Source organism: Franconibacter daqui, from assembly GCF_014644275.1.
Classification (GTDB): domain Bacteria; phylum Pseudomonadota; class Gammaproteobacteria; order Enterobacterales; family Enterobacteriaceae; genus Franconibacter; species Franconibacter pulveris.
Genome location: NZ_BMKJ01000004.1, coordinates 273,305 through 284,570, shown reverse-complemented (window position 1 = coordinate 284,570; position 11,266 = coordinate 273,305). Strand labels below are relative to the sequence as shown.

The 11,266-nt window shown below is 58.0% G+C and carries 6 protein-coding genes; 1 reads left to right on the top strand and 5 read right to left on the bottom strand.

Features of this window, described 5'->3' with window-relative positions:
- Nucleotides 1–42: 42 nt before the first annotated feature.
- Complete coding sequence (locus IEX01_RS15250) at nt 43–1,599, top strand: sensor domain-containing diguanylate cyclase (RefSeq protein WP_024557028.1); 1,557 nt, start codon at nt 43–45, stop codon at nt 1,597–1,599.
- A gap of 44 nt (nt 1,600–1,643) precedes the next feature.
- Here the strand turns inward: IEX01_RS15250 and glgP are convergent, their stop codons facing one another.
- From glgP to glgB, 5 genes are all read right to left on the bottom strand, one after another.
- Nucleotides 1,644–4,091, bottom strand: coding sequence for a glycogen phosphorylase (gene glgP, locus IEX01_RS15245; protein ID WP_048888783.1), 2,448 nt, complete (start codon nt 4,089–4,091; stop codon nt 1,644–1,646).
- Nucleotides 4,092–4,110: 19 nt separating this feature from the next.
- Nucleotides 4,111–5,544 carry a glycogen synthase GlgA gene (glgA, locus tag IEX01_RS15240; protein ID WP_024557030.1) on the bottom strand — a complete coding sequence of 478 codons (1,434 nt, stop codon included), beginning with the start codon at nt 5,542–5,544 and terminating at the stop codon, nt 4,111–4,113.
- Nucleotides 5,545–5,641: 97 nt separating this feature from the next.
- Nucleotides 5,642–6,925, bottom strand: coding sequence for a glucose-1-phosphate adenylyltransferase (glgC, locus tag IEX01_RS15235; RefSeq protein ID WP_024557031.1), 1,284 nt, complete (start codon nt 6,923–6,925; stop codon nt 5,642–5,644).
- Between the two features lie 14 nt (nt 6,926–6,939).
- The gene (glgX, locus tag IEX01_RS15230; protein WP_024557032.1) at nt 6,940–8,922 is read right to left on the bottom strand and encodes a glycogen debranching protein GlgX; all 1,983 of its coding nucleotides are present in this window, start codon (nt 8,920–8,922) and stop codon (nt 6,940–6,942) included.
- Complete coding sequence (gene glgB / locus IEX01_RS15225; protein WP_024557033.1) at nt 8,919–11,105, bottom strand: 1,4-alpha-glucan branching enzyme; 2,187 nt, start codon at nt 11,103–11,105, stop codon at nt 8,919–8,921. Before glgB ends, glgX begins: the two co-directional genes overlap by 4 nt.
- Between the last annotated feature and the right edge of the window lie 161 nt (nt 11,106–11,266).

Below are 11,266 nucleotides of genomic sequence, written 5' to 3'. Positions count from 1 at the left end.
CCCTGCGCTTATACTTTCCCGCTTAAAGAGAGGGAGAAGATTTTGCGGTCGAAGACTATACGCGCGCCGGATACGGTGATGCTGACTTTCCTGCTGCTGATAACGCTCGCGGTGACGGTTATCAGCGGCTGGTCGCTCTGGCAGTCCTGGCAACACAATGTTGAAGAGACGGAGCGTCAGGCGCGAAACCAGTCGATTTCGCTGGCGCGTCAGGCGGAAGATACCTTTTTGCAGGTGCAGTTAACGCTGGATGAAATGTCGCGCCGGGCGGATGACATTTTTGCTAACCCGGCCGCCTGGCGCGGCATCCGCGGCCTGCTCGCCCAGCAGCAGCGGCAGCTTCCGCAGTTGCACGGCCTTTTTGTCTACGATACGCAAGGCGACTGGCTCGCCACCTCCAGCAGCTATGTTCCGGCGCAGGCGAATAACGCCGACAGGGATTATTTCACCTGGCATAGCCAGCATAATGACGACAGGCTGCATATCGGTCGGGTTATCCGCAGCCGCTCAACGGGCGATCTGGTGATTCCCGTTTCCGTGCGGCTTAATAATAATGAGGGACGCTTTCGCGGCGTGGCGCTGGCCACTATCCGCGTGGATTATTTCCGTCAGTTTTATGGTTACTACGAAATGGGCCCCACCGACACGCTGGGCCTGACGCTTGCCGACAGCACCGTGCTTTACGTCCGCCCTTTCTCCGACGCGTTTATCAATAAGACGCTGGCCTCCAGCCCGCTTTTCACCCGCATGCTCAAAATCAGCCCGGTAGGCGGCGGCACCTGGCGTTCGGCGCTGGACGGCGTAACGCGCATTTTTGGCTATGCGAGCCTGGCGCGCTATCCGCTGGTCGTCTCCGCAGGCTATGACCGCAGCTCGCTGCGGGCGGTGTGGTGGCGCAATAACCTGCCGGTGCTGGCGCTCAACGGCGTCCTGCTGTGCGCGGTGTTTGTGTTCGGCATTCTGGTGCTGCGCCAAATCCGCGCCAGTCTGCGCTATCAGCGCGAGCTTATCGTGCTGCGTGACGAACTGACCCGCTCCAACCATATTTTGCAGGACCTGGCGCTGGTGGATGGCTTAACCGGCCTTGGCAACCGGCGTCAGTTCGATATCTATCTTGAGCAGTGCGTAGCGCGCTCGACGAAAACCGGCGTGCCGGTTTCGCTCATCCTGTGCGATATCGACTTCTTTAAGGCTTATAACGATACCTTAGGCCATGTGGCGGGCGATCAGTGCCTCGCGGCGGTAGGCGAAATCCTGCGTTATCTGCCGCTGCGCAATACCGACCGGGTTTCCCGCTACGGCGGCGAGGAGTTCGCCATTATTCTGCCTGGCGCCAGCGAATATGCGGCGGAACAGGTTGCGCTGCGTGCAGTGATGGCGGTTCGCAACGCGGCGCTGCCGCATCCGGCGACACAGCTTGCGACAAAATTCCTGACCATAAGCGCGGGCGTGGGCACCGTAGCCGGCGAATCAGCCAGTGTCGCCACGCTGAAGAATATGGCCGACGAGGCGCTTTATCAGGCGAAGCACGCGGGTCGCGACTGTATCGCGACGCAGAGCGGACGCTGCGACCTGCCACCCTCTCCGCTGGAGGCATAAAAAAAGCCAGAGCGAATGCTCTGGCTTTTTTACGTCCTCAGCGGTTACAGGCGCACCGGCTTAATATTCCAGATGTTATCGGCATATTCCTGAATGGTCCGGTCAGAGGAGAAGTAACCCATGTTGGCGATATTATGCATCGCCCGCGTGGTCCACTCTTCCTGCTGGTTGTAAAGCTCATCCACTTTATCCTGGCAGTCTACATAGCTGCGGTAATCCGCCAGCACCTGATAGTGGTCGCCAAAGTTAATTAGCGAATCCACCAGGTCGCGGTAGCGGCCCGGATCGTTAGGGCTGAAGACGCCGGTGCCAATCTGCGTCAGCACCTGGCGCAGCTCTTCATCTTTATCGTAGTAGTCGCGCGGGTTATAGCCCTGCCGACGCAGCGCTTCCACCTCATCGGCGGTATTACCGAAGATAAAGATATTTTCGGGACCAACATGCTCCAGCATCTCAACATTCGCGCCATCCAGCGTGCCGATGGTCAGCGCGCCGTTAAGGGCGAATTTCATGTTGCTGGTGCCGGACGCCTCCGTCCCGGCAAGCGAGATCTGCTCAGAGAGATCCGCCGCCGGAATGATAAGCTGCGCAAGACTGACGCTGTAGTTAGGGATAAAGACCACCTTCAGCTTGTCTTTCACCTGCGGGTCGTTGTTGATGACCTGCGCCACGTCGTTAATCAGGTGAATGATGTGCTTGGCCATGTAATAGGCCGACGCCGCTTTCCCGGCGAAGATGTTCACGCGCGGCACCCAGTCAGCTTCCGGGTCCGCTTTGATGCGGTTGTAGCGAGTGATAACGTGCAGCACGTTCATCAGCTGACGCTTATATTCGTGGATGCGTTTGATCTGCACGTCAAACAGCGCTTTCGGGTTTACCACCACGTTGAGCTGCTGCGCTACCCAGACGGCGAGCCGGCGCTTGTTGGCAAGCTTGGCGTTGCGCACCTGCTGGTTCACCGACGGATAGTCAATATGCTGCTCAAGCTCGCTTAGCTGGCTGAGATCGGTGCGCCAGGTGCGGCCGATGTTTTTATCCAGCACTTCCGAAAGCGACGGGTTGGCCAGCGCCAGCCAGCGGCGCGGCGTCACGCCGTTGGTGACGTTGGTAAAGCGCATCGGGAAGATTTTCGCGAAGTCGGCGAACAGCGACTGCACCATCAGATTGGAGTGCAGCTCAGATACGCCGTTCACTTTATGGCTCACCACTACCGCAAGCCACGCCATGCGCACGCGGCGACCGCCCGATTCGTCGATGATCGAGACACGACTCAGCAGGCCGGTATCGGTGGGGTACTGCTCCTGAAGGGTTTTCAGGAAGTAGTCGTTAATTTCGAAAATAATCTGCAGATGGCGCGGCAGGATTTTACCCAGCATATCCACCGGCCACGTCTCCAGCGCTTCGCTCATCAGCGTATGGTTGGTGTAAGAGAAAACCTGGCAGGTCGTCTCGAACGCCTCGTCCCAGCCGAACTTATGCTCGTCAATCAGCACCCGCATGAGCTCCGGAATGGAGAGCACCGGGTGCGTGTCATTCAGGTGAATAGCGACTTTCTGCGCCAGGTTGGCGTAGGTTTTATGCAGCTGATAGTGACGGCTCAGGATGTCCTGAATTGTGGCCGACACCAGGAAGTACTCCTGACGCAGGCGCAACTCACGCCCCGAATAGGTCGAATCATCCGGGTAGAGAACGCGCGATACGTTTTCCGAGTGGTTTTTATCTTCCACCGCCGCGAAGTAATCCCCCTGGTTGAATTTACCGAGGTTGATTTCGCTACTCGCCTGGGCGCTCCACAAGCGCAGCGTGTTGGTGGCGTCGGTGTCGTAACCGGGAATAATCTGGTCATAAGCGACGGCGAGAATTTCTTCGGTCTCGACCCAGCGGGTGCGTTTGCCCTCCTGCTGGATACGCCCGCCGAAACGCACTTTGTAGCGCGTATTGTGGCGCTCAAACTCCCATGGGTTGCCATATTCGAGCCAGTAGTCCGGCGACTCTTTTTGCTGGCCGTCGACGATGTTCTGCTTGAACATGCCGTAATCGTAGCGAATGCCGTAGCCGCGACCCGGCAGGCCGAGCGTGGCGAGCGAGTCAAGGAAGCAGGCGGCGAGACGTCCCAGGCCGCCGTTGCCAAGCCCGGGGTCGTTCTCTTCGTCGATCAACTCTTCCAGATCCAGCCCCATCTCCTCCAGCGCGTTTTTCACATCTTCATAAATACCGAGCGAAAGCAGCGAGTTAGACAAGGTGCGGCCAATCAGGAACTCCATCGATAGATAGTAAACCTGGCGCACTTCCTGCGACAGCTGCGCCCGGTAAGAGCGCAGCCAGCGTTCAACCATGCGGTCACGCACCGCGAACAGCGTGGCGTTCAGCCACTCGTGTTTATTGGCGATGGCCGGGTCTTTGCCTATGGTGAACATCAGCTTATAGGCAATGGAATGTTTTAGCGCCTCGACGCTCAGCGTAGGTGACGCATAGCTAAACGGTGCATTCATTTACGTGATTCCTGGATGGTTACAACAAGCGTTGATAGAGATCGCGATAAGACTGCGCGGCGACCTGCCAGCTAAAATCCATGCCCATCGCCTGACGCTGAACAAAACGCCAGAGCGAAGGGCGGGACCACAACACGAAAGCACGCCGAATCGCCCGCAAAAGCGACCAGGCATTACTGTCCTCAAAGACGAATCCACTGGCAATTCCGTCTGCTAAGTTCTCCAGCGAGCTGTCGGAAACGGTATCCGCAAGGCCCCCCGTGCGCCGCACAAGCGGCAGTGTTCCATATTTCAGGCCATAAAGTTGTGTAAGACCGCACGGTTCGAAACGACTCGGCACCAGAATGACGTCCGCGCCGCCCATGATGCGGTGTGAAAACGCTTCGTGATAGCCGATTTGCACGCCCACCTGCCCCGGATGTTCCGCGGCGGCGGCGAGAAAGCCTTCCTGGAGCACCGGGTCGCCCGCGCCGAGCAGCGCCAGCTGACCGCCCTGCTCCAGCAGCCCCGGCAGCGCCTCGAGCACCAGATCCAGCCCTTTCTGGCTGGTAAGACGGCTCACCACGGCGAACAGCGGCACTTTATCGTTAACCTTCAGGCCCATCGCAATCTGCAACTGGCGTTTGTTTTCCGCCTTCTCCTCCAGCGTATCGCGGGTATAGCGCGAGGCGAGCAGGAGATCGTGCGCCGGGTCCCAGATGTTCTCATCCACGCCGTTGAGAATGCCGGAAAGCCGGCCTTCGCGGTGGCGCTGGCGTAACAGCCCCTCCAGCCCGTAAGCGTACTGCGGCTCAGTAATTTCACGCGCGTAGGTCGGGCTTACCGCTGTGATATGGTCTGCATAGTATAGCCCCGCTTTCAGGAAGGAGATTTGGCCGTTGAACTCCAGCCCCTCCACATCATAGAAAGACCACGGCAGTTGAATGTCATCCATGTGTTGCGCGAAGAACATCCCCTGGTAGGCCAGGTTATGTACGGTGAAGACTGATTTCGCCGGACGACCGCGCAGCTCCAGATAAGCAGGCACCAGCCCCGCATGCCAGTCGTGCGCGTGCACCACGTCAGGATGCCAGTAAGGATCCAGCCCGCAGGCCATTTCGCTGCCCACCCAACCCAGCAGCGCGAAGCGAATCACGTTGTCGGTATAGGCGTAAAGGTTGGTATCGTGATACGGGCTTCCGGGACGATCGTATAAGTGCGGGGCGTCAATAAGGTAAATGCCAACCCCGTTAAAGTGTCCATACAAAAGCGTGATTTCACCCGCGAAGGTCTCCCTGCGCGCCACAATCCGGGCATCGGTAATGCCGCGACGAATATCAGGAAACGCGGGCAACAGCACACGAGTATCCACCCCTCCGGCAATTTGCGCAGCAGGTAATGCGCCGATAACGTCTGCCAGTCCGCCGGTTTTCAGCAGAGGGAATATTTCAGAACATACATGTAAGACCTGCATTATCGCTCCCGTTCAAAGATTCAGCGCGAACAGCGCGCCGAACGTGAAAAACACAACGCGCGGAGCCTTCCGCGCGCGGTTTACCTCCCTGCGCGAATCAACCCGCTAAACGGGCCAGCATTTCGCGCGTCACTAACACAATTCCCTCTTCGGAACGGTAGAAACGGCGAGCGTCTTCCTCAGCGTTTTCACCTATCACCATGCCTTCAGGGATAACACAGGCCCGGTCGATAACACAGCGACGCAGGCGACAGGAGCGGCCTACCCAGACATCGGGCAACAGCACCGCCGAGTCGATGTTACAGAATGAGTTTATGCGCACTCTGGGGAAAAGCACGGATTGCACGACAACGGAGCCGGAAATAATGCAGCCGCCGGAGACGAGCGAGTTGAGCGTCATGCCGTGACTGCCGGAGCGGTCCTGCACGAATTTCGCTGGCGGCAACGATTCCATATGGGTGCGAATCGGCCAGTTGTGGTCGTACATATCCAGTTCCGGCGTGACCGAGGCCAGGTCGAGGTTCGCTTTCCAGTAAGCTTCGAGCGTCCCTACGTCGCGCCAGTACGGCTCGGCGTCCGGGTCAGACTGCACGCAGGAGAGCGGGAACGGATGGGCGAACGCTTCGCCCGAGCGGGTCACTTTCGGAATAATGTCTTTACCGAAATCGTGGCTGGATTTCTCATCCTTGTCGTCTTCTTCCAGCAACTCGTAGAGATAGTCGGCATCAAAGATATAAATCCCCATGCTGGCGAGCGATTTCGTGTCGTCGCCAGGCATGGTAGGCGGGTTGGCCGGCTTCTCAACGAAGTCGATAACCCTGTCGTTTTCATCCACCGCCATGACGCCGAACGCCGTCGCCTCCGCTTTGGGGACCGGCAAACAAGCTACCGTGCAGCGCGCGCCTTTTTCGACGTGGTCGATAAGCATGCGCGAATAGTCCTGTTTGTAGATATGGTCCCCTGCGAGGATAACGACATATTCCGCTTTATAACGGCGGATGATGTCGAGGTTTTGCGTCACAGCGTCCGCCGTACCGCGATACCAGTTTTCCCCATGGACGCGCTGCTGGGCGGGCAGCAAATCGACGAACTCGTTCATCTCTTCGCTGAAAAACGACCAGCCGCGCTGAATGTGCTGCACCAGCGTATGAGACTGGTACTGGGTAATAACCCCGATACGTCGAATGCCCGAGTTAATGCAGTTGGATAGGGCAAAGTCGATGATGCGGAATTTCCCGCCGAAGTGAACGGCAGGTTTGGCGCGAGTCGTAGTGAGGTCTTTCAGTCGTGTGCCACGCCCGCCAGCCAGAATAAGTGCGACAGATTTTAAGGGCAGCTGTCTTGCCAACATCAGAGGATCGTTCTTCTCAAACCTTACCATGACTGACTCCTTATTTATGACTTCTGGAATACGCACACACCGTGCGCGGGCCCATGCCATACAGCCATTACGACCGGATTATCCTCTCCGGCAAATGGGGGGATAGCACGCCATTCCCCTTCGGGTAATACGATGTCGCCAACTTCTGCGGTGGCGTTAATCGTAATTAACCAACGATCGGAAAGCTGGATCTGCATGCGACGAATTCCGCCTTGCCACTCGTCGGTCCTCAGAGGCTGCGCCTCGTTGTTTAGCCAGCGAACATTGCCGTCATCCTCATCCCACCATGCCTGGCAGGTAAGCGCCGGGATACTCTTTCTCAGATGTATCAATGCCGCCGTGAAATTAATTAATCCCTCATCCGCCTGCTCCCAGTCCATCCAGGTCAGTTCGTTATCCTGGCAGTAGGCGTTGTTATTGCCATGCTGGCTATGGCCATGTTCGTCCCCGGCCAGCAGCATCGGCGTGCCACGTGACAGCAAAAGCGAAAGCAGCAGCGCGTGAGTGCTCACCCGCCGCCGTTCAATCGTATCCAGATTACCGCCCAGCCCCTCATAACCATGGTTGTTAGTATGGTTATGGTTATGGCCGTCCCGGTTATCTTCGCCGTTGGCTTCGTTGTGCTTATGGTTAAAGCTGACACAGTCGCGCAGCGTGAAACCATCATGCGCCGTAATGAAGTTAACGGAAGCGCAGGCAGGACGATCGTTGCGGCGAAAGATCGCGCTGGAGCCCGCGAAGCTTTCAGCGAAATCGCCAAGAGTCAGCGCGTCATGCAGCCAGAAGCAGCGCATGGCGTCGCGAAAGCGGTCGTTCCACTCCATGAAAGAGGCCGGAAAGGCGCCTACCTGATAGCCGTTCGGCCCGACATCCCACGCTTCGGCGATAAGCTTGACGCGGGAGAGGTGCGGATCGTTTTTAATCGCTTCCAGCAGCGGCGCGTCGGGGCGAAACTCGGGCGTGCGCCCCATCACCGTCGCGAGATCGAAGCGGAAACCGTCGACGTGGCACTCTTCGACCCAGAACTTCAGGCACCCCATCACATAGTCGACCACCCCTGGATTGCTGAGGTTGAGGGTGTTGCCGCAGCCGGTCCAGTTCTCATAATCGCCGTCGCTCCTTAACCAATAATAGCTACGGTTATCGATTCCGCGCAGAGAGAAGGTCGGCCCGTCGAGGTCCGCCTCCGCGCTGTGATTCAATACAATATCGAGAATGACTTCGATACCCGCTTTGTGCAGCGCTTTCACGGCGTCGCGAAACTCATCCAGCGCGCCGAAAGGGTTCTGGTTGACGGCGTAACGCGGCTCAACGCTCCAGAGCGCCAGCGGGTTATAACCCCAGTAGTTCGTCAGGCCGAGCCGATGCAGACGCATTTCGCTGGCGTAGTGCTGAACAGGCAGCAACTCCAGCGCCGTAATGCCCAGCCGTTTAAAGTAGTCGAGCATGACGGGATGCGCGAGCGCCGCATAGGTGCCGCGAATCTCCTCCGGAATATCCGGATGGCGCAGTGTCAGGCCGCGCACATGCGCTTCATAAACGACTGTGCTGCACCAGGGAGTACCCGGCGGCTCATCGTCCTCCCAGTCGTAACGATCCTGCATGACGACCGCTTTCGGCATGACATCAACATTATCGCGAAGATCGGGTTCATCATGGCCGCCGTGCAGGCGCGGCTCGTCGGCGGTACGTCCAACCACTACCCGCGCGCAGGGGTCCAGCAACAGCTTGGCCGGGTTGAAGCGATGCCCGTTGCGCGGATCCCAGGGACCGTGCACGCGATAACCGTAGCGCACGCCGGGCCTGGCCTTCGGCAGATAGCCATGCCAGATGTCGCCGCTGCGTCCAGGCAGCGCATAACGCTGCTCGTTGCCGTCGTCGTCGAAAACACACAGCTCCACCTTTTCCGCGTGAGCGGAAAAGAGGGTGAAATTAATGCCATGACCGTCATAGTGCGCGCCAGGCGGCGCGGGTTGCCCCTCCTGCAACTGCGTCATTCACCCTCCCGTACCAGCCAGATGGTGGCCAGCGGCGGCAGCGTCAGGGAAAGGGAATGATCATGACCATGGCTTGGAATCGCCTCGCTCTCCACCGCCCCGCCATTACCGGCGTTGCTGCCATGATAGTGAATGGAGTCGGTATTGACCTCTTCGCGCCAGCGGCCAGGCTGGTTAATGCCGAAGCGGTAATTGTGGCGCACTACCGGCGTAAAGTTGCTGGCAACAATAATTTCATTGCCCTGCCTGTCGCGGCGGACGAAAACAAATACGGAGTTCGCGCGGTCTTCCACCACCAGCCATTCAAAGCCATACGGGTCGTAGTCCAGCTCGTGCAGCGCCTTATGGTGGCGATAAGCGAAGTTCAGGTCGCGCACCAGACGCTGTACGCCGTGGTGCCAGTTGTCGCCCCCCTCCAGCAGGTGCCAGTCCAGGCTGCTGTCGTGGTTCCATTCACGCCCCTGGGCGAATTCGTTACCCATAAACAGCAGTTTTTTGCCCGGGAAGGCCCACATCCAGGCGTAGTAAGCGCGCAGGTTAGCGAACTTCTGCCAGGCGTCGCCCGGCATGCGATCCAGAATCGATTTTTTGCCATGCACCACTTCATCGTGCGACAGCGGCAACACGAAGTTTTCCGAGTAGTTGTAGACCATGCCGAAAGACATCTGGTCGTGATGGTACTGGCGGTGAATAGGATCGAGCTTCATGTAATTCAGGCTGTCGTGCATCCAGCCCATATTCCACTTGTACCAGAAGCCGAGGCCGCCTGTTGACGGCGGACGGGTCACGCCGCCGAAATCAGTCGACTCTTCCGCCATCGAGACGGCGCCGGAGACCTGTTCGCCAATGATGCGGTTGGTGTTGCGCAGGAATTCAATCGCTTCAAGGTTTTCACGCCCGCCGTGCTCGTTCGGGATCCACTCGCCCGGCGCGCGGCTGTAGTCGCGATAAACCATTGAGGCCACCGCATCCACGCGCAGCGCGTCAATGCCGAAGCGCTCAATCCAGTAAAGGGCGTTGCCCACCAGGAAGTTGCTCACTTCACGCCGACCATAGTTGTAGATAAGCGTGTTCCAGTCCTGGTGATAGCCTTCACGCGGGTCGCTGTGCTCATACAGCTCAGTGCCGTCGAATTTGGCGAGGGCGAAATCGTCTGAAGGAAAGTGTCCGGGCACCCAGTCAAGGATCACGTTCAGGCCGGCGGCATGCGCGGCGTTAATAAAGTATTTAAAGTCGTCACGCGTGCCGAAGCGGCGGGTCGGGGCATACAGGCCGGTGGGCTGATAGCCCCAGCTGCCGTCAAAGGGGTGCTCGTTAATCGGCAGCAGTTCAATGTGGGTAAAGCCCATGCCTTTAACGTAAGGCACCAGTTGCTCCGCCAGCTCGCGATAGCTCAACCAGAAGTTGCTTTCCGGGTGACGGCGCCATGAACCCAGATGAACCTCATAAATGGAGATGGGCGCGTCAAACTGATTCGCCTTCTGGCGCGCCGGAGTAATCGGCGTCTTTTCCGGCAGACCGCAAATCAGCGAGGCGGTCTCCGGGCGCATTTGCGCTTCAAACGCATACGGGTCCGCTTTAATGCGCAGGTTTCCTTCGGCATCGATTAGCTCGAATTTATAAAGCTGGCCGTTATGGGCGCCGGGAATGAAAAGCTCCCAGATGCCGCTCTCTTTACGCAGACGCATCGGGTGGCGACGGCCGTCCCAGTAGTTAAACTGCCCCACGACCGAAACGCGGCGAGCGTTAGGCGCCCATACTGAAAAGCGCGTGCCGGTGACGCCGTCCATCGTCTCCGCATGCGCGCCCAGCGTTTCATAAGGGCGAAGGTGGGTGCCCTCAGAAAGCAGCCAGACGTCCAGGTCCTGCAGCAGCGGTCCGAAACGGTAAGGGTCATCGATCAGATTCTGTTGCCCGTGCCAGATAACCGCCAGTTGATAGCGGAAAAAATTTTTGCGTCGCGGCAGAACGCCGCTAAAAAAACCTCGGGAATCAAGGCATTCAAGTTTTCCTACCTTGCGTCCGGTTTTTGGTTCAATGACCCACACTTCGGTGGCATCGGGAAGGAGCGCGCGGACTTCCAGTCCAGCTTCGGTTTTATGCATGCCGAGTACGGAAAAGGGATCCGCAAAGTGGCCTGCGATAAGCGCATTAATCACGTCTCTATCTACACGATCAGACATGGCATTCATCCTGTTTTTTTGTGCCGCCCCTCTCCAGCCTTACGCCTTCGCGTCCGGTAGCGGCACTTTTTTATTGACCTGAACGGGCAGAGATAAATGGCCCTTTTCTGCTCCGTTCCACCTTGAGGTTTGGCGCGTTAATTCCGCCTTACCCTAAGCAT